General features: G+C 51.0%; 21 protein-coding genes. 12 read left to right on the top strand and 9 right to left on the bottom strand.

The window, feature by feature from the left end:
* The first annotated feature begins 59 nt into the window (after nt 1-59).
* The 4 genes from ileS to ispH are packed head-to-tail and all read left to right on the top strand — an operon-like array spanning nt 60 to nt 4,822.
* Nucleotides 60-2,909 carry an isoleucine--tRNA ligase gene (gene ileS, locus DSM2777_RS06935; protein ID WP_061553520.1) on the top strand — a complete coding sequence of 950 codons (2,850 nt, stop codon included), beginning with the start codon at nt 60-62 and terminating at the stop codon, nt 2,907-2,909.
* Between the two features lie 11 nt (nt 2,910-2,920).
* Entirely contained in the window at nt 2,921-3,412 is a 492-nt protein-coding gene (gene lspA / locus DSM2777_RS06940; RefSeq protein WP_025801419.1) for a signal peptidase II, read from the top strand.
* Between the two features lie 5 nt (nt 3,413-3,417).
* Nucleotides 3,418-3,888, top strand: a complete 471-nt coding sequence (gene fkpB / locus DSM2777_RS06945; RefSeq protein ID WP_038502460.1) for an FKBP-type peptidyl-prolyl cis-trans isomerase — start codon at nt 3,418-3,420, stop codon at nt 3,886-3,888.
* Nucleotides 3,869-4,822, top strand: a complete 954-nt coding sequence (gene ispH / locus DSM2777_RS06950; protein WP_061553521.1) for a 4-hydroxy-3-methylbut-2-enyl diphosphate reductase — start codon at nt 3,869-3,871, stop codon at nt 4,820-4,822. The genes fkpB and ispH overlap by 20 nt, the downstream gene beginning before the upstream one ends.
* A gap of 86 nt (nt 4,823-4,908) precedes the next feature.
* Here the strand turns inward: ispH and xdhC are convergent, their stop codons facing one another.
* Genes xdhC through xdhA form a run of 3 tightly spaced genes read right to left on the bottom strand, consistent with a single transcriptional unit; the run spans nt 4,909 to nt 8,548 of the window.
* The gene (gene xdhC / locus DSM2777_RS06955; RefSeq protein ID WP_061553522.1) at nt 4,909-5,385 is read right to left on the bottom strand and encodes a xanthine dehydrogenase iron sulfur-binding subunit XdhC; all 477 of its coding nucleotides are present in this window, start codon (nt 5,383-5,385) and stop codon (nt 4,909-4,911) included.
* Nucleotides 5,382-6,260, bottom strand: coding sequence for a xanthine dehydrogenase FAD-binding subunit XdhB (gene xdhB / locus DSM2777_RS06960; RefSeq protein ID WP_061553523.1), 879 nt, complete (start codon nt 6,258-6,260; stop codon nt 5,382-5,384). The genes xdhC and xdhB overlap by 4 nt, the downstream gene beginning before the upstream one ends.
* Before the next feature lie 2 nt (nt 6,261-6,262).
* Nucleotides 6,263-8,548, bottom strand: a complete 2,286-nt coding sequence (gene xdhA / locus DSM2777_RS06965) for a xanthine dehydrogenase molybdenum-binding subunit XdhA (protein WP_061553524.1) — start codon at nt 8,546-8,548, stop codon at nt 6,263-6,265.
* A gap of 519 nt (nt 8,549-9,067) precedes the next feature.
* On the opposite strand from xdhA, the gene dapB reads away from it, so the two are divergent.
* The 5 genes from dapB (at nt 9,068) to kefC (ending at nt 17,501) form a co-directional block, all read left to right on the top strand.
* Nucleotides 9,068-9,889 (top strand): 4-hydroxy-tetrahydrodipicolinate reductase, encoded by an 822-nt coding sequence (gene dapB, locus DSM2777_RS06970; protein WP_061553525.1) that lies wholly within the window; start codon nt 9,068-9,070, stop codon nt 9,887-9,889.
* Nucleotides 9,890-10,357: 468 nt separating this feature from the next.
* Nucleotides 10,358-11,530, top strand: coding sequence for a glutamine-hydrolyzing carbamoyl-phosphate synthase small subunit (gene carA, locus DSM2777_RS06975; protein ID WP_061553526.1), 1,173 nt, complete (start codon nt 10,358-10,360; stop codon nt 11,528-11,530).
* An 18-nt stretch (nt 11,531-11,548) separates the two neighbouring features.
* Complete coding sequence (carB, locus tag DSM2777_RS06980) at nt 11,549-14,773, top strand: carbamoyl-phosphate synthase large subunit (RefSeq protein WP_061553527.1); 3,225 nt, start codon at nt 11,549-11,551, stop codon at nt 14,771-14,773.
* 276 nt (nt 14,774-15,049) lie between these two features.
* Nucleotides 15,050-15,622, top strand: a complete 573-nt coding sequence (kefF, locus tag DSM2777_RS06985; protein WP_025801428.1) for a glutathione-regulated potassium-efflux system oxidoreductase KefF — start codon at nt 15,050-15,052, stop codon at nt 15,620-15,622.
* Nucleotides 15,615-17,501: a glutathione-regulated potassium-efflux system protein KefC gene (gene kefC / locus DSM2777_RS06990; RefSeq protein ID WP_025801429.1), complete on the top strand. Its 1,887-nt coding sequence runs from the start codon at nt 15,615-15,617 to the stop codon at nt 17,499-17,501. Before kefF ends, kefC begins: the two co-directional genes overlap by 8 nt.
* Nucleotides 17,502-17,543: 42 nt before the next feature.
* Here kefC and DSM2777_RS06995 read toward each other — a convergent pair whose 3' ends face one another.
* The gene (locus DSM2777_RS06995; protein ID WP_061553528.1) at nt 17,544-18,158 is read right to left on the bottom strand and encodes a LysE family translocator; all 615 of its coding nucleotides are present in this window, start codon (nt 18,156-18,158) and stop codon (nt 17,544-17,546) included.
* A 161-nt stretch (nt 18,159-18,319) separates the two neighbouring features.
* Here DSM2777_RS06995 and DSM2777_RS07000 point away from each other — a divergent pair, with 161 nt between their 5' ends.
* From DSM2777_RS07000 to folA, 3 genes are all read left to right on the top strand, one after another.
* Nucleotides 18,320-19,096, top strand: a complete 777-nt coding sequence (locus DSM2777_RS07000; RefSeq protein WP_061553529.1) for a threonine/serine exporter family protein — start codon at nt 18,320-18,322, stop codon at nt 19,094-19,096.
* Nucleotides 19,096-19,560: a threonine/serine exporter gene (locus tag DSM2777_RS07005; protein WP_174521869.1), complete on the top strand. Its 465-nt coding sequence runs from the start codon at nt 19,096-19,098 to the stop codon at nt 19,558-19,560. The genes DSM2777_RS07000 and DSM2777_RS07005 overlap by 1 nt, the downstream gene beginning before the upstream one ends.
* A 156-nt stretch (nt 19,561-19,716) precedes the next feature.
* Nucleotides 19,717-20,199: a type 3 dihydrofolate reductase gene (folA, locus tag DSM2777_RS07010; RefSeq protein WP_046457390.1), complete on the top strand. Its 483-nt coding sequence runs from the start codon at nt 19,717-19,719 to the stop codon at nt 20,197-20,199.
* 69 nt (nt 20,200-20,268) lie between these two features.
* Here the strand turns inward: folA and apaH are convergent, their stop codons facing one another.
* The 5 genes from apaH to surA all read right to left on the bottom strand — a co-directional run bounded on the left by apaH (nt 20,269) and on the right by surA (nt 24,680).
* Nucleotides 20,269-21,108, bottom strand: a complete 840-nt coding sequence (gene apaH, locus DSM2777_RS07015) for a bis(5'-nucleosyl)-tetraphosphatase (symmetrical) ApaH (RefSeq protein ID WP_046457391.1) — start codon at nt 21,106-21,108, stop codon at nt 20,269-20,271.
* Between the two features lie 17 nt (nt 21,109-21,125).
* A complete protein-coding gene (gene apaG / locus DSM2777_RS07020) occupies nt 21,126-21,503 on the bottom strand; it encodes a Co2+/Mg2+ efflux protein ApaG (RefSeq protein WP_025801435.1) in 378 nt (125 codons plus the stop codon).
* Between the two features lie 76 nt (nt 21,504-21,579).
* A complete protein-coding gene (gene rsmA, locus DSM2777_RS07025; protein ID WP_025801436.1) occupies nt 21,580-22,392 on the bottom strand; it encodes a 16S rRNA (adenine(1518)-N(6)/adenine(1519)-N(6))-dimethyltransferase RsmA in 813 nt (270 codons plus the stop codon).
* A complete protein-coding gene (gene pdxA / locus DSM2777_RS07030; protein WP_061555344.1) occupies nt 22,385-23,392 on the bottom strand; it encodes a 4-hydroxythreonine-4-phosphate dehydrogenase PdxA in 1,008 nt (335 codons plus the stop codon). The genes rsmA and pdxA overlap by 8 nt, the downstream gene beginning before the upstream one ends.
* Nucleotides 23,382-24,680, bottom strand: coding sequence for a peptidylprolyl isomerase SurA (surA, locus tag DSM2777_RS07035; RefSeq protein ID WP_061553530.1), 1,299 nt, complete (start codon nt 24,678-24,680; stop codon nt 23,382-23,384). The genes pdxA and surA overlap by 11 nt, the downstream gene beginning before the upstream one ends.
* Nucleotides 24,681-24,712 lie beyond the last annotated feature (32 nt).

Genomic DNA, 24,712 nt, shown 5'->3' on the forward strand with positions numbered 1-24,712 from the left:
AAGCTGCGTGAGCAGCTTATTGAGCCAAGGGGATAGCCGAAAACGGAACCGAGAATCGAATGAGTGATTATAAGAATACCCTGAACTTGCCGGAAACAGGGTTCCCGATGCGCGGCGATCTCGCCAAGCGCGAGCCTGGCATGCTGCAACGTTGGTATGAGCAGGATCTGTACGGGATTATCCGTAACGCGAAAAAAGGCAAGAAAACCTTCATTTTGCACGATGGCCCTCCTTATGCGAACGGCAGTATTCATATTGGTCACTCAGTAAACAAGATTCTTAAAGACATTATTATTAAGTCCAAAGGCCTGAGCGGTTTTGACTCGCCGTACATTCCTGGCTGGGACTGCCACGGTCTGCCGATTGAGCTGAAAGTTGAACAGCTGATTGGTAAGCCAGGCGAGAAATTCAGCGCCGCTGAGTTCCGTGCTAAATGCCGTGAGTACGCCGCCGAGCAGGTTGAAGGACAAAAAGCTGACTTCAAACGTTTGGGCGTGCTGGGCGATTGGGATCACCCGTACTTGACGATGGCGTTTGACACCGAAGCTAACATCATCCGTGCACTGGCTAAAATCGTTGATAACGGCCACCTGATGAAAGGTGCTAAGCCGGTTCACTGGTGCCCAGACTGTGGTTCTTCACTGGCTGAAGCTGAGGTTGAGTACTACGACAAAACTTCTCCGTCTATTGACGTGCGCTTTGCCGCGGTCAATAAGAACGAAGTGTTGGCTAAATTTGGCGTTAAAGAAGCCGAAGGCAACGTTTCCGTTGTTATCTGGACTACCACGCCGTGGACAATGCCAGCTAACCGCGCGGTTTCATTGCACCCTGAATTCGAATACCAGTTAGTTCAAGTTGACGGCGAGTGCCTGATTCTGGCAGCCGATCTGGTTGAAAGCGTCATGAAACGCGCCGGTATTACCTCTTGGATCGTACTGGGAAGCTGCAAAGGTGCCGATCTGGAACTGATGCGTTTCCAACATCCATTCATGGGCTTCGATGTGCCTATCGTTCTGGGCGAGCATGTTACGCTCGAAGCCGGTACAGGTGCAGTACATACCGCGCCGGGCCATGGCCCAGATGACTATGTCATCGGTCAAAAATATGGTTTAGAAACTGCGAACCCAGTGGGCCCGAATGGTTGCTATCTGAAAGGCACCTTCCCTGGTCTGGATGGTTTGTTTGTATTTAAAGCCAATGACGTAGTGGTTGAGCTGCTGAAAGAGCATGGCGCTTTGCTGCACGTTGAAAAAATGAATCACAGCTATCCATGCTGCTGGCGTCATAAAACGCCGATCATTTTCCGTGCGACCCCACAGTGGTTCATCAGCATGGATCAGAAAGGACTGCGTAAACAGTCTCTGACTGAGATTGATGAAATTGAACAGGTTGGCCTGAAAGAAAAAGGTCTGAGCGGCTGGATCCCTGCATGGGGTAAAGCACGCATCGAATCAATGGTGGCAAACCGTCCTGACTGGTGTATCTCTCGTCAGCGTACTTGGGGTGTGCCAATGTCGATGTTTGTGCATAAAGACACTCAGGAACTGCATCCACGTACCATCGAACTGATGGAAGAAGTCGCTAAGCGCGTTGAGAAAGACGGCATTCAAGCTTGGTGGGATCTGGATCCAAAAGATATTTTGGGCGCAGATGCTGACCAGTATGAAAAAGTGCCAGATACCTTGGACGTATGGTTTGACTCCGGTTCAACCAGCTTCTCCGTGGTTGATGCGCGCCCTGAATTCCATGGCAACACCGCCGACATGTATTTGGAAGGCTCTGACCAGCATCGTGGTTGGTTCATGTCTTCTCTGATGATTTCTACCGCGATGAAAGGCAAAGCGCCTTACCGTCAGGTACTGACTCACGGCTTCACCGTTGATGGTCAGGGACGCAAAATGTCCAAATCTATCGGTAACACCGTGAGCCCTCAGGATGTGATGAACAAACTGGGTGGCGATATCCTGCGTCTGTGGGTAGCTTCTACCGACTACACCGGTGAAATCGCGGTTTCAGACGAAATTCTGAAGCGTTCAGCTGACTCTTATCGCCGTATCCGTAACACCGCACGCTTCTTGCTGGCTAACCTGAACGGTTTCGATCCGAAACAGCACATGGTTAAACCAGAAGAGATGGTGGTTCTGGATCGCTGGGCGGTAGAGCGTGCGATGGAAGCACAGAAAGAAATTCTGGTTTCCTATGAAAACTATGATTTCCATGAAGTGGTTCAACGCCTGATGCAGTTCTGCTCGGTTGAGATGGGCTCATTCTATCTGGATATCATCAAAGACCGTCAGTACACCACCAAGGCCGACAGTATTGCGCGTCGTAGCTGCCAGACTGCGCTGTTCCACATCGCAGAAGCGCTGGTTCGCTGGATGGCACCGATCATGTCCTTTACCGCCGATGAACTGTGGGGCTACTTGCCGGGTGACCGTGCTGACTATGTCTTCACTGAAGAGTGGTATCAAGGCCTGTTCGGCTTAGGCAACGCAGAGTCTATGAACAACGAGTTCTGGGCCGAGCTGCTGAAAGTCCGTGGCGAAGTAAACAAGGTCATTGAGCAGGCGCGTAACGACAAGCGCGTAGGCGGCTCTTTGGAAGCCAGCGTGACGCTGTATGCGGATGACGATCTGATCGCTAAACTGAACAGCCTAGAAGATGAACTGCGCTTCGTGCTGATCACCTCTGCGGCTCAGGTTGAACCATTGGCAAATGCACCGGCAGACGCCGTACAGAGCGATGTGCTGAAAGGTCTGAAAGTTGCGCTGAGCAAGGCTGATGGCCAGAAATGTCCTCGCTGCTGGCACTTCTCTACCGAGATTGGTCAGAATGCTGAGCATCCAGACCTGTGCCCACGTTGCATTACGAACGTTGCCGGTCACGGCGAAAAACGTAAGTTTGCATAATGGCTGACGCGATGAAACGACCAATAATGTCTACGGGACTGCGCTGGCTTTGGCTGGTGCTTGTCGTGTTAGTGATTGATTTAGGCAGCAAGTATTTAATTTTGCAGGACTTCGCCTTAGGCGAAACCAAAGCACTGCTGCCATCGCTAAATCTGCACTATGCACGCAACTACGGCGCCGCTTTCAGCTTCTTGGCTGACAGCGGTGGCTGGCAGCGCTGGTTCTTTGCCGGTATCGCCATCGCTATCTGCGTGGCGTTGTTAGTGATGATGTATCGCTCTCGGGCGACACAAAAACTCAATAACATCGCCTATGCGCTGATCATCGGTGGGGCACTGGGCAATCTGTTTGATCGTCTGTGGCATGGTTTTGTTGTTGATATGATCGACTTCTACGTGGGAGATTGGCATTTTGCCACCTTCAACCTCGCTGACTCGGCGATCTGTATTGGCGCAGCATTCATTGTTTTGGAAGGTTTCCTTCCCGCGAAGAAAAAGGGATAGCAGGTATGACTCAGCAAGTGCAAAGCAACAGCGCCGTGTTAGTGCATTTTACCTTGCAGCTAGAGGATGGCACGCAGGCCGAGTCAACGCGTAGCAGCGGCAAACCTGCGCTGTTCCGGTTGGGCGATGGCAGTTTATCCGATGCGCTGGAAGAGCACTTGCTGGGACATCAGGCGGGCGATAAGTTTCAGTTCACCTTGCAGCCGCAAGACGCGTTTGGTGAAAATAGCCCCGATCTGGTTCAGTTCTTTACCCGCCGTGATTTCGCCGACGTTGGCGTGCCGGAAGCCGGAACCATTATGATGTTCACTGGCCGAGACGGCAGCGAAATGCCGGGTATCGTGCGTGAAGTTGCCTGTGATTCAGTGACCGTTGATTTTAACCATCCGCTTGCGGGACATCCGGTAACCTTTGATGTAGAGGTGTTGGAGATTGACCCGCAGCAGGGAGACGTTGATGCAAATCCTGCTGGCTAATCCGCGCGGCTTCTGCGCGGGTGTCGACCGAGCCATTAGTATCGTAGAACGTGCGCTAGAGATTTACGGCGCGCCGATTTATGTTCGCCATGAAGTGGTGCATAACCGCTATGTGGTCAACAGCCTGCGCGAACGCGGTGCCGTGTTCATTGAAGAAATCAGTGAAGTGCCCGATAACACGATTCTGATTTTCTCGGCTCATGGCGTTTCCCAAGCCGTTCGCGCTGAGGCTAAAGCCCGTAATCTCACCATGCTGTACGATGCGACCTGTCCACTGGTCACGAAAGTACATATGGAAGTTGCGCGTGCGAGCCGTAAAGGAACCGAGGCCATTTTGATTGGCCATGCGGGGCATCCGGAAGTTGAAGGCACGATGGGCCAGTACAACAATCCTGAAGGTGGGATGTATTTGGTTGAGTCGCCGGAAGACGTTTGGAAGCTACAGGTGAAAAATGAAAATAACCTGTGCTTTATGACTCAGACCACGCTTTCCGTTGATGATACGTCGGACATTATCGATGCGCTGCGTGAGCGGTTCCCTAAGATCGTCGGGCCGCGTAAAGATGATATCTGCTATGCCACTACCAATCGTCAGGAAGCCGTGCGTAATCTTGCTAGTGAGGCCGAAGTGGTGCTGGTGGTGGGGTCGAAAAACTCATCCAACTCTAACCGCTTAGCAGAACTGGCACAGCGTGCTGGGATCCCCGCATTTTTGATCGACTCGGCGGAAGATATTCGCGAAGAGTGGCTGAAAGATGTGACGCGTATCGGCGTCACCGCCGGTGCTTCAGCCCCTGATATCTTGGTTCAAGACGTGATCAAACGCCTCCAAGCGTTAGGCGGCGAAGGCGCCGTTGAGATGCAAGGACGTGAAGAAAATATCGTCTTTGAAGTGCCTAAAGAACTGCGTGTGGATGTGAAGCAAATCGACTAAACGCTTGGCTGAATCAAACGATGATGAGATGGGATACCGAAAGGTATCCCATTTTTTTATATCCGACAGGTGCCCGCGCTCGGACGTTAGCTATCACTACAGGCTTCTACCGCACGGATCACCATTTGATAGCCAGTGCAGCGGCATAGGTTTCCAGCTAATCCACGACGAATTTCTTCATGAGTTAACGGGCGGGACGGATGCTTGGCGAGCAGCGCCGTGGTTGCCATTACCAGACTCGGCGTGCAGAAACCACACTGTACGGCTCCGGCATCAACGTAGGCCTGCTGTACCTGAGAGAGTCGGCCATTTTTGACCTCGCCTTCGGCGGTGCGGATGCATTTTCCATCGGCCCATACGGCGAGATATAAACAGCTATCGGTTGCGACGCCGTCGATAAGCACGGTGCAGGCGCCACATTCTCCTACACCGCAGCCCTGTTTCACGCTCGTTAGCCCTTCATCTCTAAGAAGCTCCATCAACGACAGCGCGGGAGAAATCGTAAAGGGGTAACGCTTCCCGTTTATTTCACATTCAATATCAACCCAATGCTTACGGTTCATGCGATTTTTCCTCCAGCGCGTTCAACGGCGAGTGAAATAGCGCGTTGAGCTAAAGTGCGAATGAGATGCAGGCGGAATGATTTCTCGGCGCGCCATGATGAACGTGGGGAAACATCCTGAGCCACGGCTTCACTGATAGCTGCCAGCGTCTGTCGACTTAGCGGCTGGCCAATGGCGCTTTGTTCGGCATGCGGACAGCGAATTGGCGTTGGTGCGGCAACGCCATAGGTGAGACGGAGATCGGTGAAGCGCCCTTGAGCGATGCGGCATACCGCTGAACAGCCAATCGTGGCGATATCCATTGCGCCGCGCATGGCGTATTTAATGTAGCTGCTGCCAATATTTTGGTAGTACTCGGGGGCAAAATGGAAGGCAACGACAATTTCGCCTTGCTGTAGCGCAACTTTTCCGGGGCCAGTGTGGAAACCTTCGATAGAGCGCCGATAACAACCGTGGGCGGTCGCAATTTCTAGCTCTGCTTTCAGCGCCAACGTGGGGGAAGCTGAGTCTGCGCTTGTTGCGCCGTTGCAGATATTGCCGCCATAGGTCGCAACGTTACGCACCTGAGGGCCCGCTATTGTTGCCGCTGCTTCGGCAAGCAGTGGCAGATGTTGCTGAATGAGCGGATGTTCAATGAGTTCGGTAAAGGTGGTTGCTGAGCCGATGCGTAAATGATGATGGCGATCGATAGCGATCCCCTTTAATTCCGGTAAATCATGAACATCAACGATGTGGCGATATTTAGGATTCAGGTGATGAAGCTGGATCAGCACATCGGTGCCACCGGCCAAAAGCCGCGCTTGTGGGTATTCGGTGAGTAGCTCACAGGCATGTTGTACGCTGCGAGCACGGTAGTAGTTTTCGATGTCGTACATGATTACTCCCTGATGAGTCCGGCCTGAACGAATTCCGCAAACAGCGTTTTAGGCGTGATGGGCAGCGTGTTGATGGAGACGCCGGTTGCCATACGAATAGCGTTTCTAATTGCGGGAGCGGGCGAGATAATCGGTGGTTCGCCGAGCGCCTTGTGCCCGTAGGCAGACTGGGGCTCATAGGTTTCAACAAATGCGCAATCCAGATCGGGCAGATCCATAATGGTGGGGAATTTATAATCCAGCAGGTTTGGATTACGGACCACGCCGGTTTTTTCATCAATGATCATCTCTTCAAATAAAGCCCAGCCGATCCCCATGCCCATTCCGCCATGCACTTGGCCTTCGGCAAGCTGTGGGTTAAGGATTCGGCCTGAGTCATGCAGGTTGATAATCTTGTTGATGGTGACTTTGCACAGTGGAATATCGACGCTGAGATCGACAAACGTGCAGCCAAAAGCCGGTGGGTTAGTGGTGGTTTTATGGGATATTTCAGCCAGCAGCTGGGCTCCGATTTCCTGATGATAATAAGCATGCATCGAAACCTCCGCCACGCTCATGAGCACCATTTCAGGTTGCGCCGCCATCACCACATTTCCGTTGAGTAATGTGAGTCCCCACTGCGGCTGGTGACTAATTAATTCAGCATGAGCCAGTATTTTACTGCGTAATTCGCTTGCCGCCTGCATCACCGCAGGCGCGGCAACATAGCTCTGTCGAGACGCAAATGCGCCGGGGTCGTAGGCCGTGATATCGGTGTCTTGGGTGGATATCACGCGAATATGTTCAAAGGGAATACCTAGCGTTTCAGCGGCCATCTGGGCGAAAACGGTATCTGAACCTTGGCCGATCTCTGTGGCGCCAATTTGCAGATTTACCGTGCCGTCTTGGTTGAGCAACATGCGGGCTCCCGCAATTTCAACGCCAACAGGGTAGGTATTAGAGCCGTAGCTAAAACATGCGACGCCGACGCCGCGGCGCAGATCGCCTGTTTGATTTTTACAGGCGGCCTTACGGGCGTTCCATTCGAACAGTTCGCGTCCTTTCTCAAGGCATTCAACAAGCCCCGCGCTATAAATCTTTTTGTGGTTAACCGGATTGATATCACCGCTGCGTGCCGCATTCAGCAAACGCACATCGACGGCGTCGAGAGACAGCTTTTCTGCCGCGTCATCTAATAAACATTCCAGTGCAAAAGCCACCTGCGGTGCGCCATAACCGCGCATAGCACCTGCGGCGGGATAGTTCGAATAATGCGTGAGAGCCGAATAGCCGAAGGCGCTACGGGGATAGAGATAGCTGATTTTGTTGGCACCGGCGGAGGCGATGGAATGCCCGTGCGAAGCATAAGCACCGGTGTTCGACAGCACGTTTAACTGATAGCCCGTTAAAATACCGTCGTGATTAAGTCCCAGTTCCGCGTCGATACTGAAGGCATGACGCGTGCGGGAAGCAAAAAAGCATTCTTCGCGGCTGAGTTCGACCTTCACCGGAATACCGCCCATCTTTTGGGTGAGAAAGGCGGCCATCGGCTCTTCGAGTACGTCCTGTTTATTGCCGAAGCCACCGCCGATATAAGGTTTGATCACGCGTATGTTTGACCACGGCATACCCAGAGCTTGAGCGACCGTGCGGCGCACGATCTGCGGGATCTGGGTGCTGGAGACAATCACAATATGATCTGGCTGTTCCATATAGGCAAAACAGGTCACGCCTTCCATATGACAGTGCTGGATCACCGGTGTTTGAAAATGCGCGGAGAGCTGAAAATCAGCCGATGAGATTGCTTCTTTAGGCTGGTTAGCGCTGATTTCACTTTTTTTCAGCGTATTGCCTTCTGGATGAATGAGCGGTGCGTCTGGTGCTAAAGCGCCCTGTGCGGTGGCTATCACCGGCAGCTCTTGATATACCACTTCAACCAGCGCGGCGGCACGTTCTGCGGTTAGCGCATCACGTGCGACCACAATCGCGACTCCATCGCCATAATGGCGCACATGTTGGGTGAGTAGCTGACGATCGGCAACGTCTCGTTTAGCGGGCTCCAACGACCAAGCATGTCCTGCGGTGGGAAATCGTAATTCAGGTACGTCCTGATAAGTAAATACGGCTTCAACACCGGGCAAAGCCAGTGCCGCATAAGTATCAATGGCCGTGACATAGGCATGGGCGAGAGGGCTACGTACATATTTGGCGTAACGCATGCCGTGCATTTGATGATCGTCGGTATAGCGAGCGTGGCCGGTAACCTTTGCTTCAGCGTCCACCCGCTTGAGTGGGGATCCTAACGACATAGCTTTCTCCTTAGAGGAGCGTGGGATTTTTAATTTGAATGAATAGTCGAAATTTATAAACCAACGCTAAAGCAGCAAGATGTACGCCATAGGGCGTTGAGTCGTAAGGTGATTGGTGGAAACGTGAGGAGGATCGAGCGTTTTATCTTAGATGAAGCAAACGGTGTGATAGCCGAAGGTCGCATGACTGCGATGACGAAGGGATAACTATCAAAATGGGAAAGTTAGTATCAAATTGAGACTGAGGTTATCGTAATGAAATGCTTCGTCTCGTGGCGCTAACTAATTGGTTTTGCATGATTATGCGGGCGCTGCTTTTTTGTTCTTAATGTGAGTCGAAACGTTTTATCAGCGCGTAAAACTGATGATGTTCGGCGCTAATCGCAAATTTCTAATTACCGTGTATTTACTCTGGCAGTGAGAGGGAAGAGTCGTTAACCTGAAACTAACATTAAAAGCCTTTGGCTATCTTGCTGAGTGAAATTAGCTGAGTGAAATTAAATAATTAAGAGAGGGAAGATGTCTAATTCTCATATCCGTGTTGCTATTGCCGGCGCTGGTGGCCGCATGGGAAGACAATTAATTGCTGCGGTGGCAAACGTTGAAGGCGTGGTGCTCGGTGCTGCTTTTGAGCGTGAAGGTTCTTCATTGCTAGGTGTCGATGCTGGTGAATTAGCGGGTATTGGCCAAACAGGCGTAAAAGTCAGCTCAAGCCTACAAGATGCCGCAGCGGGCTTTGATGTTTTAATCGACTTTACGCGCCCAGAAGGCACGTTAGCGCATTTAGCATTCTGCGTATCTCAACGCAAAAATATGGTGATTGGTACCACTGGATTTGATGATGCGGGTAAAGCTGCAATCAACAAAGCGGCTGAATCTATTGGTATTGTGTTCGCTGCCAACTTTAGCGTTGGGGTTAACGTGATGCTCAAACTGCTGGAGAAAGCGGCAAAAGTGATGGGCGATTATACGGATATTGAGATCATTGAAGCCCATCACCGTCATAAAGTTGATGCACCGTCAGGCACGGCTTTAGCCATGGGAGAAACCATTGCTCAGGCGTTAGGGCGCGATCTGAAGGAGTGCGCGGTCTATGCCCGTGAGGGATATACCGGAGAGCGCGATCCTAAGAGTATAGGCTTTGCCACTGTTCGTGCTGGCGATATTGTGGGTGAGCACACCGCGATGTTTGCTGATGTGGGAGAACGAATCGAGATTACTCACAAGGCATCAAGCCGTATGACGTTTGCCAGCGGCGCTGTACGTGCTGCTGCATGGGTAGGCAACCAGCCTATTGGTCTTTACGATATGCGTGATGTTCTTTCTCTCAATGAACTCTAAGTAAAATCAGAAGAAATTGAGTTTTAAGTTGTTTTTTTAAATAAAAAATCCAATGGATAACAGCATGTTATCCATTTTTTTTATTTAAAATTAGGTTTAGTGTGTTTTTTGTTTTGAATGGCTTGTTAGTCTCTTTATTTTACTTTTTATTAACCTTGATTGAAACTGTGATTGACCTTTGCAGAGGAAAATTGCATCATAAACGTATTGCCGCTAATCCACGACACTGGCAACCGTTTTCTATTTCTAGTTAATGCCTGTTTTTATCGTCTTCGCAGTAAAAAACCTCCTTAAGCCTTAAAAAATACAAAAAAATCATCTTTTCAGGTAGACAAGCATTCACCACGTCTTTAGAATGCGCGCAATTTGCCGGAAATTAGTCAAGAAGGCAGTTTTTTGCATTGATTTAGATCGAATGATCTGCATTAATATGCAAATAATGTGACTGAATATTCTTTGGAGGGTGTTTTGATTAAGTCAGCTATATTGGTTCTGGAAGACGGAACCCAGTTTCACGGTCGGTCGATTGGTGCAGATGGATCGGCGGTGGGCGAGGTGGTCTTCAATACGTCAATGACCGGTTATCAAGAAATCCTCACTGATCCTTCCTATTCCCGCCAGCTAGTCACTCTTACTTATCCCCATATCGGCAACGTCGGCACTAACGCCTCTGATGAAGAATCCTCCGCTGTTCATGCTCAAGGCCTGATAATTCGCGATTTGCCTCTGATTGCTAGCAACTACCGCAGCACCGAATGCCTCTCTGATTACCTCAAACGTCACAATGTTGTGGCTATCGCCGATATCGATACCCGCAAACTGACGCGTTTACTGCGTGAGAAAGGGGCTCAGAATGGTTGCATCATCACCGGTAGCATTGACGGTACTCAGCCAGACGTTCAACTGGCGCTGGAGAAAGCGAAAGCATTCCCAGGCTTAAAAGGCATGGATCTGGCAAAAGAAGTTACTACTCGAGAATCTTATTCTTGGACGCAAGGCAGCTGGACGCTGATGGGCGATTTGCCCGCGGCGAAAGAAGAGTCAGAGCTGCCATTCCACGTTGTTGCCTATGACTATGGCGTGAAACGTAACATCCTGCGCATGCTGGTTGATAGAGGCTGCCGCCTGACCGTGGTTCCGGCGCAAACGCCAGCGGAAGATGTGTTGAAGCTCAATCCCGATGGCATCTTCCTATCCAATGGCCCAGGTGACCCAGAACCGTGCGATTACGCGATTCGCGCCATTAAAACCTTCTTAGACACAGAGATCCCAGTATTTGGTATCTGCTTGGGCCACCAACTTCTGGCGCTGGCAAGCGGAGCCAAAACCATCAAGATGAAGCTTGGCCATCACGGCGGCAACCATCCGGTGAAAGACCTCGATAAAGACGTTGTGATGATTACCGCTCAAAACCACGGTTTTGCCGTTGATGGCGACAATCTGCCAGATACGCTGCGCGTGACGCACAAGTCCCTGTTTGACCATACGGTTCAAGGGATCCACCGCACGGATAAAGCGGCGTTTAGCTTCCAAGGTCACCCAGAAGCAAGCCCAGGGCCGCACGATGCTGCGCCGCTGTTTGACCACTTTATCGATTTGATTCAGACCTACCGCACCACTATGACAAGAACAGCCAAATAATCAGGAGCAATAAATAAAATGCCAAAACGTACTGATATAAAAAGCATCCTGATTCTGGGCGCAGGTCCGATTGTTATCGGCCAAGCATGTGAATTTGACTACTCGGGTGCTCAAGCGTGTAAAGCGCTGCGCGAAGAAGGTTACCGCGTCATTCTGGTGAACTCGAACCCCGCCACCATCATGACTGACCCAGAAATGGCCGATGCGACCTATATCGAGCCGATTCACTGGGAAGTGGTGCGCAAAATCATCGAAAAAGAGCGCCCTGATGCCGTTCTGCCTACCATGGGTGGACAGACCGCGCTGAACTGCGCGCTTGAGTTAGAGCGCGAAGGGGTACTGGAAGAGTTTGGCGTAACTATGATCGGTGCGACCGCCGACGCTATTGATAAAGCCGAAGACCGCCGTCGTTTCGATATTGCGATGAAGAAAATTGGCCTCGACACCGCACGTTCAGGCATCGCTCACACCATGGAAGAAGCCTTAGCCGTCGCGGCTGACGTTGGTTTCCCATGCATTATTCGTCCTTCATTCACCATGGGCGGCACCGGTGGCGGTATTGCGTATAACCGTGAAGAGTTCGAAGAGATTTGCGAGCGCGGTCTGGATCTTTCGCCGACCAAAGAGCTACTGATTGATGAGTCGCTGATTGGTTGGAAAGAGTACGAGATGGAAGTGGTGCGTGATAAAAACGACAACTGCATCATCGTTTGCTCGATTGAAAACTTCGATGCGATGGGCATTCATACCGGCGACTCCATCACCGTTGCTCCGGCCCAAACGCTGACCGACAAAGAATATCAAATCATGCGTAACGCCTCAATGGCGGTGCTGCGTGAAATCGGCGTAGAAACCGGTGGTTCTAACGTGCAGTTTGCGGTGAACCCGAAAAATGGCCGCCTGATCGTCATTGAAATGAACCCGCGTGTTTCGCGCTCTTCGGCGTTGGCGTCCAAAGCGACCGGCTTCCCGATTGCTAAAGTCGCAGCCAAACTGGCGGTGGGTTACACCCTTGATGAGCTGATGAACGACATCACCGGCGGTCGTACTCCTGCCTCGTTTGAGCCGTCTATCGACTACGTCGTGACCAAAATCCCTCGCTTCAACTTCGAGAAATTTGCAGGCGCAAACGACCGTCTGACTACGCAGATGAAATCCGTCGGTGAAGTGATGGCGATTGGTCGCACTCAGCAAGAGTCTCTACAGAAAGCCCTGCGTGGTCTGGAAGTCGGCGCTGCGGGCTTCGATCCTAAAGTGAGCCTCGATGACCCAGAAGCGTTAACCAAAATCCGTCGTGAACTTAAAGATGCTGGCGCTGAGCGTATTTGGTACATCGCCGACGCTTTCCGCGCAGGTCTGTCCGTTGACGGCGTGTTCAACCTAACCAACATCGACCGCTGGTTCTTGGTGCAAATCGAAGAATTGGTGCGCTTGGAAGAGCAGGTTGCGGAAGTGGGTATCAATGGCCTGAGCCATGCGTTCTTACGCCAACTGAAACGCAAAGGCTTTGCTGATGCCCGTTTGGCGAAGCTGGCTGGCGTGGCAGAAACTGAAATTCGCAAACTGCGCCACAAGTACAATCTGCACCCGGTTTATAAGCGTGTGGATACCTGTGCGGCAGAATTTGCCACCGATACGGCCTACATGTACTCAACTTATGAAGAAGAGTGCGAGTCGAATCCAAACAGCGATCGTCCGAAAATTATGGTGCTGGGCGGCGGTCCAAACCGTATCGGCCAAGGTATTGAGTTCGACTACTGCTGTGTACATGCGTCCCTCGCGCTGCGTGAAGACGGTTACGAAACCATCATGGTGAACTGTAACCCTGAAACCGTTTCAACCGACTACGATACCTCTGACCGTCTGTACTTTGAGCCGGTTACGCTAGAAGACGTGCTGGAAATTGTGGCGGTAGAAAAACCACAGGGCGTTATCGTGCAGTACGGCGGTCAAACCCCGCTGAAATTGGCTCGTGCATTGGAAGCCGCTGGTGTGCCGGTTATCGGTACTAGCCCAGATGCGATTGACCGCGCTGAAGACCGTGAGCGTTTCCAACAGGCCGTTGTGCGTCTTGGCTTAAAACAGCCAGCTAACGCCACGGTTTCAACCATCGAGCAGGCCATTGAGAAGGGCGCTGTCATCGGTTATCCGCTGGTTGTTCGCCCATCCTACGTGCTGGGTGGCCGCGCGATGGAAATCGTGTATGACGAAATCGACCTGCGCCGTTACTTCCAAAATGCAGTGAGCGTGTCTAACGATGCACCGGTGCTGTTGGATCACTTCCTTGATGATGCGGTTGAAGTTGACGTTGATGCCATCTGCGACGGTGAGCGCGTATTAATCGGCGGCATTATGGAGCACATTGAGCAGGCGGGCGTTCACTCCGGTGACTCTGCATGTTCACTGCCAGCATATACGCTGAGCCAAGAAATTCAGGACGTGATGCGCGTACAGGCGGAAAAACTGGCGATGGAGCTCGGCGTTCGTGGTTTGATGAACGTACAGTTCGCGGTTAAAGATAACGAAGTGTATCTGATTGAAGTGAACCCGCGTGCCGCACGTACCGTACCATTTGTGTCTAAAGCGACGGGTGTTCCGCTGGCGAAAGTCGCGGCGCGTGTGATGGCAGGCCAAACGCTGGCACAGCAGGGCGTAACTAAAGAAGTTATCCCGCCGTACTACTCGGTGAAAGAAGTGGTGCTGCCGTTCAATAAATTCCCTGGCGTTGACCCAATCTTAGGGCCTGAGATGCGCTCTACGGGGGAAGTAATGGGCGTTGGCCGCACCTTTGCGGAAGCTTTCTCTAAAGCGATGCTGGGCAGCCAGTCTAAGGTGAAAACGCCGGGGCGTGCGCTACTGTCTGTACGTGAAGGCGACAAACACCGCGTAGTTGATTTGGCGGCAAAACTGCTGAAACAAGGCTTCGAGCTGGATGCGACCCACGGCACGGCTATCGTGTTGGGCGAAGCAGGCATTAATCCACGCTTGGTCAACAAAGTGCATGAAGGGCGTCCGCATATTCAAGACCGTATCAAAAACGGTGAGTATTCCTATATCGTGAACACCACCGCAGGTCGTCAGGCGATTGAAGACTCCAAGCTGATTCGCCGCAGCGCGCTGCAATACAAAGTGCATTATGACACCACGCTGAACGGTGGTTTTGCTACCGCGATGGCGCTGAATTCCGACCCAACCGAGCAGGTAACGTCGGTGCAGGAAATGCATGCGCGCTTGAAAGGGTAATATCGGCACCAAAAATTTCTGAGTTGAAACGCTAAGCCTGACTTCGGTCAGGCTTTTTTTTGGCTAAGTTTTTGTTCATTCCAAAAACTTGAGCAACTTGTTAAAAATTTTCGGATTTTATTTGTTTTTAAAACTGTCATGCTATGTCGTAGAAAATTCCCTAAGTTTTTTGATGCCTTAACCGATTAATATTCCTGTTAGCACCTCTTGCATTGCTGCCATGACATCAATATTTGGGTCTAAGATAAATTAAGGCTTTCGCACAACGAGAAACGCATGATCCTGATTATATACGCCCATCCTTATCCTCGGCATTCCCATGCCAATAAGCGTTTGTTAGACGCCGTTATCGATATTCCTGAGGTTGAAGTTCGCTCACTGTATGAGCTCTACCCTGATTTCAATATTAACGTTGCTGCCGAGCAGCAGGCGTTGAGTCAGGCCGATCTCATTATCCTGCAACACCCGATGCAGTGGTACAGCATGCCTCCGCTGTTGAAGCTGTGGATCGATAAAGTTTTGGAGCATGGTTGGGCATATGGACATAACGGCAAAGCGTTAGAAGGAAAAGACTTTATGTGGGCGGTCACCACCGGCGGCAACGATCACCATTTCGATCTAGGTGACCATCCGGGCTTCCCGATTCTTTCTCAGCCGATTCAGGCCACGGCAGTTTATTGCGGCATGAACTGGCTGCCCTATTTTGCTGAACATAATACGTTTTCATGTGATGAGGCCGCGTTGGCTCGAGCCAGTGAAAGCTATCGTCGGCGTTTGATCAATTATATTGCGCTTCATCCGCAGGCAGAATTACCGGCCTCAGACGTTGAGGAGCCTGCACATGGATAACCACGGCATGATGATTGAAGGGCTGATTTATCTCGGCTCTGCGGCGCTGTTTGTGCCGATTGCGGTGCGCCTTGGTTTGGGATCGGTGCTGGGATATTTGATCGCTGGCTGCATTATTGGTCCGTGGGGACTAAAGCTAGTTTCTGATGCGGAGTCTATTCTGACTTTTGCTGAAATCGGCGTGGTGTTGATGCTGTTTGTGATTGGCCTTGAACTTGATCCTAAGCGCCTTTGGACGCTGCGCGCCTCGGTATTCGGCGGCGGTAGTATCCAAATGATCGGCTGTGGGCTGGTATTAAGCCTGTTCTGCTATTTACTGGGGCTGAGTTGGCAGGTCGCTATCTTGATTGGTTTAACGTTGGCTCTCTCTTCTACCGCAATTGCGATGCAGGCGATGAATGAGCGCAACTTGACCCCGTCACCGATTGGCCGCTCCTCCTTTGCCGTTCTGCTATTCCAAGATATCGCTGCGATACCGCTGGTGGCGATGATCCCTCTGCTGGCAAGCAGCGGAGCAACCACCACCATGGGCGCATTTGCGCTGTCGGCGGCGAAGGTGGTTGGCGCTTTGGCTATCGTTATTTTACTCGGGCGTTATGTGACTCGCCCATTGCTGCATTTTGTCGCGCGTTCAGGCATGCGTGAAGTTTTCAGCGCCGTGGCATTATTCCTTGTGTTTGGATTTGGCGTGCTGCTAGAAATGGCCGGTATGTCGATGGCGATGGGCGCATTTTTGGCGGGTGTTTTGCTGGCCAGCTCCGAATATCGGCACGCGCTGGAAAGCGATATTCAGCCGTTTAAAGGCCTGTTGCTGGGGCTATTCTTTATCGGCGTGGGAATGTCGATCGATTTTGGCACCTTGTTTAGTCATCCGTTGTTGATTGCGACGCTGCTGTTCGGGTTCTTAATCCTAAAAGCGGCTTTGCTGTGGCTGGTCGCGCCGATTTTAGGCGTACCGCGTAAGCAAAGAACGCTGTTTGCGGTGTTGCTAGGGCAGGGGAGTGAATTTGCATTCGTAGTCTTTGGCGCGGCTCAAATGGCCGGTGTTTTGCCCGGTGAGTGGGCAAAATCACTCACGCTGGCGGTTGCGCTTTCTATGGCGGTAACGCCGATCCTGCTGGTGATATACACACGCATGGAGAAAAACGTTAAACAGGATGAACGCCCGCAGGACATTATTGATGATGATAATGCCAGCGTGATTATCGCTGGTTTCGGCCGATTTGGGCAGATTGCAGGTCGTTTACTATTAGCCAACGACGTGCACACGGTCGTGTTGGATCACGACCCCGACCATGTCGAAACGCTGCGTAAATTTGGCATGAAAGTATTTTACGGCGATGCAACCCGCGTGGATCTGCTGGAGTCGGCGGGTGCCGCCAAGGCAAAAGTATTGATTAACGCCATTGATGACGTGGATGCCAACCTGCAATTGACCGAGCTGGCACAGGAACATTTCCCGCATTTGAAGATTGTTGCGCGTGCGCGCGATGTCGATCACTACTATCAACTGCGGCAGCGCGGCGTAGAGTTCGTTGAACGTGAGCTGTTTGAAGGATCGCTACGTGTAGGGCGCAATGTGCTGGAACACTTGGGCTGCGGGGCCTACGAGGCTCGCGAAAAGGCCGATATTTTCCGCCGTTATAACCTACGTATGCTGGAAGAAACGGTGCCAAATTACGAGGATGCCGAATTCCGTCTTGCCAGTTTGCAGCGGGCTAAAGAGATGCTGAGTCAGGCAATTGAACAGGATAAGGCGCGTTTAACCATCGCTCAGCAAAGCGGCTGGCGCGGAAGTATTGACGGCAAATCTCCCGATCTTGATCCGATGGTCACCATCCACGAAGAGGATGTGCCGGAACTGCAAAAAGACGCATAATGTTTTCGCCCTCTTTCATGCATGGAAAGAGGGTGTTTAGCCCTAGCTCAAGGCGACTTTCAGGCCTAATCCGATCAGCATCACACCTAAAAGACGGTCGATAATCTTTTGTGCTTTTGCCAGCGCGAGACGAACAGGGGCGCTTTGAATCAGCACAACCAACATTGGCCACCAAATGAAAGATAAACCTAAAATTATCCCCGCATACCACAGTTTTTCACCCACGCCTGAGTTAACCTCTAATACCTGAGTGAACACCGCCAGAAAGAACAATGTCGCCTTAGGATTGAGCAAGTTACATAAATAGCCTTGCAAAAATGCGCTTTTGAGACTGACGTCCTGAGGCGTTTGGTTATCGACATTTATCTTGCTGCCGCCACGAGAAAAGAGGGCATGAATGCCAATCCAAACTAAATAGGCAGCACCGGCATATTTCAGAATATTAAACAGCCACGGAGTGGTGGTGATCACCACGGCCAGACCGGCGACACAATACGACATGTGAGTTGCCACGCCGCCGATGACGCCAAGTGCGGTCATCATGCCAGCCTGACGTCGGTATCGTGAGGCATTTTTGATCACTAAGAAGAAATCGGGGCCGGGCGATAACATGCCCAGCGTTGCGATAGACGCTACAAACAGCGTGGTTTCAAACATGATGAGATCCGTGGTGAGCGAGAATATGACGAAATCATAACGCCATGATGAGGCAAGTGCATCAGCTCTATTGGGGTTATTGAAGCAATATGATAAGAATATGAAAGCACTATTTTTAAGCGAAAAATGAACGTATAACAACCAAAAAATCAGGAAAAACCATGGATGTGGATTCTCATAAGCAGAGGGAAATTACCCGACTCTGTATACAATGTGCCCTTTTTTTGTTGCAGCACGGTGCTGAAAGCATGCTGGTCGAACAGCTTTCATCTCGATTAGGTGTTGCACTTGGTGCTGAAAGCGTTGAAAGCTCAATCTCGGCAAATGCAGTCGTATTGACGACGATTATTGGTGGTCACTGCATGACGTCAACGCGCAAAAATGTGGATCGCGGGATCAATATGCACGTTGTGACTGAAGTTCAGCACATTGTGATTATGGCTGAGCACCACTTGCTGGATATCAAAGACGTGCATCGGCGTTTTGAGCATATCAAGCCGCTGCGTTATCCGCGCTGGTTGCTGGTTTTAATGGTTGGACTGTCCTGCGCTTGTTTCTGCAAACTCAACGGTGGCGGCTGGGATGGCTCTCTGGTGGCATTTGTTGCCAGCGCCGTGGCGATGTATGTGAGACAGGTGCTCACCCAGCGCCAAATGCATCCACAGATTAATTTCTGTATCACCGCTTTTGTTGCCACCTCGGTGTCGGGGTTACTCATCCAATATGATCCATTTAAAGAAACATCCACTATCGCAATGGCGGCGAGCGTTTTACTGCTGGTGCCCGGTTTTCCGCTCATCAACGCTGTGGCAGATATGTTTAAAGGACATGTAAATACCGGCCTGGCGCGCTGGGCAATGGCGTCGTTGCTGACGCTAGCGACCTGTATTGGTGTGGTGCTGGCAATGTCGCTGTGGGGGCTTAGAGGATGGATATAATCGATTTATTGTTCGCATTGCTGCAGGACATGGCTTTAGCCGCAGTCCCTGCCGTGGGGTTTGCGCTGGTATTTAATGTCCCCGTTCGTGCGCTGCGCTACTGTGCATTACTCGGTGCCATCGGGCATGGTTCACGCATGTTAATGATGCATTTTGGAATAAATATCGAATGGGCAACCTTAGGCGCTGCGATATTGATCGGTGTGCTGGGGATTCAGTGGTCGCGCAGGCTACTTGCTCATCCGAAAGTGTTTACCGTCGCCGCCGTGATACCCATGTTTCCTGGGATCTATGCTTACACGGCGATGATTTCCGTGGTGAAAATTTCGCACCTCGGCTTTAGCGATGCGTTGTTTGAAACCATGGTCACCAACTTTCTAAAAGCGTCATTTATTGTCGGTGCGCTTTCCATTGGCCTGTCTCTTCCGGGGCTGTGGTTATACCGCAAACGTCCAAGCGTCTAGTTTGTGTGAGTTTAAGAGGCGAAAAATCGAAGTAGAAATGCTGTTTTATCTGAGAGTTAGTTTAAGTGTGCGTAAATGACTCTATCTGGCTATCGACACCTGCTAACCCTTTACTTATAGTGTGCGCAATTTTTCTACTTGATAGGATCGACCAACATGTATATTAGCCTAATTGCTGCGCTTGCAGCAGATCGTGTTATTGGTATGGAAAACGCGATGCCGTGGCATTTACCGGCCGATCTCGCGTGGTTTAAGCGTAATACGTTAGATAAGCCCGTCATTATGGGACGTAAGACGTTTGAATCTATTGGACGTCCTCTACCGGGGCGTCACAATATCGTATTAAGCAGCCAGCCGGGCAATGATGACCGCGTGACCTGGGTGTCTTCACCCGAAGCCGCTATTGCGGCTGCCGGTGATGTTGAAGAGGTGATGGTTATCGGTGGTGGCAGTATTTATTCTCAGTTCCTGCCGCTGGCTCAACGGATGTATTTAACGCACGTTGACGCTGAAGTTGGCGGAGATACCTACTTCCCAGACTATGAACCCGACGAGTGGGAAACCTCGTTTAGCGAGTTTCATGATGCAGACAGCGCAAACTCTCACGGTTACTGCTTTGAGATCTTGCATAAGCGCTAAGTAACTGCGTGATAAAAAAAGCCCGCATATGAATGCGGGCTTTTTTGTTTTGAAATCATTGAACGCTAATTATGCGGACTCTTCTATCGATTTAGGTCGTAGAGAAGGTTGGGTGAAATACTGTTTGTCTTCCCAACGAAGCAGGGTTAAATCACCACCCCAGCAGCATCCGGTATCCAGCGCGTAGACCTGCGGTGGAGTGCCTTTTCCTTCCAGTGATGCCCAATGCCCGAAAGCGATTGAGTAGCCCTCATCCAATACTTTGCTAGGCAAATTAAACCATGGTTTCAGCGGTGAAGGGGCTTCGCCCGGCGCATCTTTGCAGATCATATCCAGTTCGCCGCCTGGGAAACAGTAACGCATACGCGTTAAGGCGTTGGTTGAAAAGCGCAGGCGTTGCAATCCGGTAAGGCCATCCACCCAGCTGTTTGGCATATCGCCATACATCGCGTTTAAAAACAGCGGATAGCTGTCGCTGCTGAGCACGGCTTCAACTTCACGCGCACAAACCTGAGCAGTCTCAATATCCCATTGAGGGCTGATTCCTGCGTGCGCCATAACTAGTTTAAGTTTGTTATCGACTTGAAGTATTGGCTGGCGACGTAGCCAGTTAATCAGGCTATCTGCATCCGGTGCATCGAGCAGCGGAGTAATTTTATCTTTCGGCTTGTTGCGGCTAATACCTGCGTACACGGCAAGAAGATGCAGATCGTGATTACCTAGCACCATCCGAACGCTATCGCCCAACGACTGAACATAGCGGAGAACCTCCACCGAGTCTGGGCCACGAGCAACCAGATCGCCGGTTAACCACAGCGTATCTTTAGCCGGATCAAAATCAACCTGCGCCAATAAAGCACGAAGCTCTTCATAGCAACCGTGGACATCGCCAATCAATAATGTAGACATAGATGAGTCAGTTTTGCTCAGTTAATGAGTGTCGGGATAGCTAAACGAAATACGGGTATGGCGATACGAAACTCCTGACCAGCATGATCGATCATTTCATAATGTCCTTCCATGGTGCCGCAAGGCGTTTCAATAATGGCTCCGCTGGTATATTGGAACTCATTATTAGGCAGAATGAGCGGTTGTTCGCCAATCACGCCTTCGCCCTGAACTTCAGTTTGACGCCCGTTACCGTTGGTAATCAGCCAGTAACGTCGCAGGAGCTGTACATTGAATCGTCCAAGATTCCTAATGGTGATGGTATACGCGAAAACAAAACGCTCTTCATCGGGAAGAGACTGGGTTTCAGCATAGGCACTTTGTACCTGAATACACACACGAGGTGAATCAATCATGATGTATGGCTCCCGTTATGACGTTGTCAGCGAGACCTATACCCTCGCCGTTAAACAGAGAGGGTATATTGCACAACTATTCTGCTGATTTCTCACACAGCCAGTTGGCGAGTTTGCAATAGTTCTCGACAGAGATGTTCTCTGCACGCTGAGCAGGATCGATACCCAGCTCGGTCAATTGTTCTGGGGTGAACAGATGGCCCAAACTATTGCGCACGGTTTTGCGACGCTGATTAAAAGCTTCTGTGGTGATACGGCTAAGCACGCGGATATCTTTGACCGGATGCGGTATCGTCGCATGTGGGATCAAACGAACCACGGCGGAGTCAACTTTTGGTGCTGGACGGAACGCCGTTGGCGGAACTTCCAGTACAGGAATAACCTGACAGTAGTATTGCGCCATAACGGTCAAACGACCATAGGCTTTACTGTTCGGTCCGGCAACCAAACGATTCACCACTTCTTTTTGCAACATGAAATGCATGTCGCTGATAGCTCCAGTATAGGTGAATAGATGGAACATCAACGGCGTTGAAATGTTGTAAGGGAGATTACCAAATACGCGTATTGGTTGACCCAGTTCGCGTGACAGCTCACCAAAATCAACGGTCATCGCATCTTGCTGACGAATGTTAAGTTTGCTGCTGATAAATGGATGAGTTGCTAGTCGTGCGGCTAAATCACGGTCGAGTTCGATAACCGTCATCTTGTCCATGCGGTCGGCAACAGGCTCGGTTAAAGCACCTAAGCCGGGGCCGATTTCAACCACGGCTTGGCCTGGCATTGGATGGATAGCGGACACAATGCTGTCGATCACATACTGATCGGTCAGGAAGTTTTGTCCAAAACGTTTACGAGCCAGATGGCCTTGGTGAACTCTGTTATTCATTACTGTTATTTATCATTTTAATAGCGAGATTTAATGCTGTTCTGAAACTACCCACATCAGCGATGCCAGTAGCAGCCAGATCCAGCGCGGTGCCGTGATCGACGGAGGTGCGAATAAACGGCAGCCCCAAAGTAATATTCACAGCGCGGCCGAAGCCTTGGTATTTTAACACCGGCAGGCCTTGATCGTGATACATCGCCAAAACGGCATCGGCGTGCTCCAGATATTTAGGCTGGAATAGTGTATCAGCGGGCAGGGGCCCAATCAGGTGAATACCCTTTTGACGCAGTGACTCAAGCGTCGGAATAATCACATCAATTTCTTCACGTCCCATATGGCCGCCTTCGCCCGCGTGGGGGTTTAGGCCACAGACGTAAATTTGCGGTTCATCAATACCAAATTTGGTACGTAAATCGTGATGGAGGATCGTGATAACTTCAGTGAGCGTCTGTGGCGTAATCGCCGCAGGCACATCAAGTAGTGGAAGATGAGTGGTGGCTAATGCAACACGCAACTCTTCCGTCGCCAGCATCATCACCACGCGATCGCGATGGCTACGTTCGGCGAAGAACTCGGTGTGGCCGGTAAAAGGCACACCCGCGTCATTAATAATGCCTTTATGCACGGGGCCGGTGATGAGCGCCGCGAATTCACCGCTCAGGCAGCCATCGCACGCTCGCGCCAGCGTTTCAACCACGTAGGCGCCATTATTAACATCAAGATGCCCAGGCAAGGCTTTGCTGTGCAGCGTAATGGGTAAAATGGTCAGCGTTTTTTCTGCTTGCGGCTGTGCGGGGACATCAGGCTGATATTCTCGCAACGTCAACGGCAGTTGCAATAATGCGGCGCGTTCAAGCAACAAAGCCGGATCGGCGCACACTACCAGCTCAGCAGGCCAAGCCTGTTGAGCGAGAGCGATAACCAAATCCGGCCCCACCCCGGCAGGTTCACCGGGGGTTATAACGACACCAAACGTGTCATGTGTATGATTACTGGGCATTGCTACCATCAATAATTTTTACATAAGCGCTGGCACGCTCTTCCTGCATCCAAGTCTGTGCTTCTTCCGCAAACTTGCGGTTGAACAGCATGCGATATGCGCGATCTTTCTGTGCATCATCGGTGCGGTCAACTTGGCGCGTATCCATCAGTTGAATCAAATGCCAGCCAAATGAAGAGTGAACCGGTGCGCTTAATTCGCCTTTTTGCAGCTTCATTAACGCATCGCGGAAAGCAGGATCGTACATGGTTGGAACTGCCCAACCGAGATCGCCGCCTTTCAGCGCGGAACCTGGATCCTGAGAAATAGCACGAGCGGCTTCATCAAAGGTGATCTGCTTATTCTTAATCTGCTGGGCAACTTCCTGCAGTTTTGCACGAGCCTGATCGTCGGTCATAACCGGAGAAGGACGCAGCAAAATATGGCGAGCGTGAACTTCGGTAACAGACACATTAGCCTGACCGCCACGAACGTCATTCACTTTTAGGATATGGAAACCAACGCCGGAGCGTATTGGGCCAATGATGTCACCTTTTTTAGCCGTTTGCAGTGCAGCCGCAAACAGTGAAGGCAGCTCCTGAATTTTTCCCCAGCCCATTTGGCCGCCTTTCAGCGCCTGAGAGTCTGCGGAATAACTTACTGCCATCTTGCCAAAATCAGCACCCTTGTTCAGTTGGTCAGTCAACTGACGAGCCTGTTGTTCTGCGTCGTCAACCTGCTGCTGAGATGGATTTTCCGGCAGAGCAATCAGGATGTGGCTGAGATTAAGCTCGGTATCAGCACCGTTCTGCGATCCCACTTGTTTAGCCAAAGCTTCAACTTCTTGTGGAAGAATCGTTACGCGGCGGCGAACTTCATTGTTACGCACTTCAGAAATCAGCATCTCTTTGCGGATCTGCTCGCGATAGGTTTTATAGTTAATCCCATCAGCGGCCAAACGGCTACGCATCTGATCCATCGACATGTTGTTTTGCTGAGCGATGTTACTAATCGCACGATCGACGTCAGCATCGGTCATATTGATGCCCATCTTTTTCGCCATCTGCAATTGGATGTTATCCATGATCAGACGCTCGAGGATCTGGTGACGTAACGTGGCATCATCAGGCAGTTGCTGACCGGCTTCACGCGCGTTCAGTTTTACGGATTGCATCAGACCATCGACGTCACTTTCCAGCACCACACCGTTATCAACCACAGCGGCTACTTTATCAACGACTTGAGGGGCTGCAAACGCAGTGTTGGCACAGAATGCCACACCGAGGATCAGCGTTCTCCAGTTCTTCATACCTTTTCCATTTGTCCAATCCGCATCGCTGC

Source organism: Obesumbacterium proteus (assembly GCF_001586165.1).
In the GTDB taxonomy this organism is placed as follows: domain Bacteria; phylum Pseudomonadota; class Gammaproteobacteria; order Enterobacterales; family Enterobacteriaceae; genus Hafnia; species Hafnia protea.

Excerpts from the sequence above, each read along its gene's own strand:
- surA (WP_061553530.1), bottom strand. The coding sequence starts at position 24,680 with ATGAAGAACTGGAGAACGCTGATCCTCGGTGTGGCATTCTGTGCCAAC.
- xdhB (WP_061553523.1), bottom strand. The coding sequence starts at position 6,260 with ATGTACGACATCGAAAACTACTACCGTGCTCGCAGCGTACAACATGCC.
- folA (WP_046457390.1), top strand. The coding sequence starts at position 19,717 with ATGTATATTAGCCTAATTGCTGCGCTTGCAGCAGATCGTGTTATTGGT.
- kefC (WP_025801429.1), top strand. The coding sequence starts at position 15,615 with ATGGATAACCACGGCATGATGATTGAAGGGCTGATTTATCTCGGCTCT.
- ileS (WP_061553520.1), top strand. The coding sequence starts at position 60 with ATGAGTGATTATAAGAATACCCTGAACTTGCCGGAAACAGGGTTCCCG.
- rsmA (WP_025801436.1), bottom strand. The coding sequence starts at position 22,392 with ATGAATAACAGAGTTCACCAAGGCCATCTGGCTCGTAAACGTTTTGGA.
- DSM2777_RS06995 (WP_061553528.1), bottom strand. The coding sequence starts at position 18,158 with ATGTTTGAAACCACGCTGTTTGTAGCGTCTATCGCAACGCTGGGCATG.
- xdhA (WP_061553524.1), bottom strand. The coding sequence starts at position 8,548 with ATGTCGTTAGGATCCCCACTCAAGCGGGTGGACGCTGAAGCAAAGGTT.
- carB (WP_061553527.1), top strand. The coding sequence starts at position 11,549 with ATGCCAAAACGTACTGATATAAAAAGCATCCTGATTCTGGGCGCAGGT.
- kefF (WP_025801428.1), top strand. The coding sequence starts at position 15,050 with ATGATCCTGATTATATACGCCCATCCTTATCCTCGGCATTCCCATGCC.
- apaG (WP_025801435.1), bottom strand. The coding sequence starts at position 21,503 with ATGATTGATTCACCTCGTGTGTGTATTCAGGTACAAAGTGCCTATGCT.
- pdxA (WP_061555344.1), bottom strand. The coding sequence starts at position 23,392 with ATGCCCAGTAATCATACACATGACACGTTTGGTGTCGTTATAACCCCC.
- fkpB (WP_038502460.1), top strand. The coding sequence starts at position 3,418 with ATGACTCAGCAAGTGCAAAGCAACAGCGCCGTGTTAGTGCATTTTACC.
- ispH (WP_061553521.1), top strand. The coding sequence starts at position 3,869 with ATGCAAATCCTGCTGGCTAATCCGCGCGGCTTCTGCGCGGGTGTCGAC.
- apaH (WP_046457391.1), bottom strand. The coding sequence starts at position 21,108 with ATGTCTACATTATTGATTGGCGATGTCCACGGTTGCTATGAAGAGCTT.
- dapB (WP_061553525.1), top strand. The coding sequence starts at position 9,068 with ATGTCTAATTCTCATATCCGTGTTGCTATTGCCGGCGCTGGTGGCCGC.
- lspA (WP_025801419.1), top strand. The coding sequence starts at position 2,921 with ATGAAACGACCAATAATGTCTACGGGACTGCGCTGGCTTTGGCTGGTG.
- DSM2777_RS07000 (WP_061553529.1), top strand. The coding sequence starts at position 18,320 with ATGGATGTGGATTCTCATAAGCAGAGGGAAATTACCCGACTCTGTATA.
- xdhC (WP_061553522.1), bottom strand. The coding sequence starts at position 5,385 with ATGAACCGTAAGCATTGGGTTGATATTGAATGTGAAATAAACGGGAAG.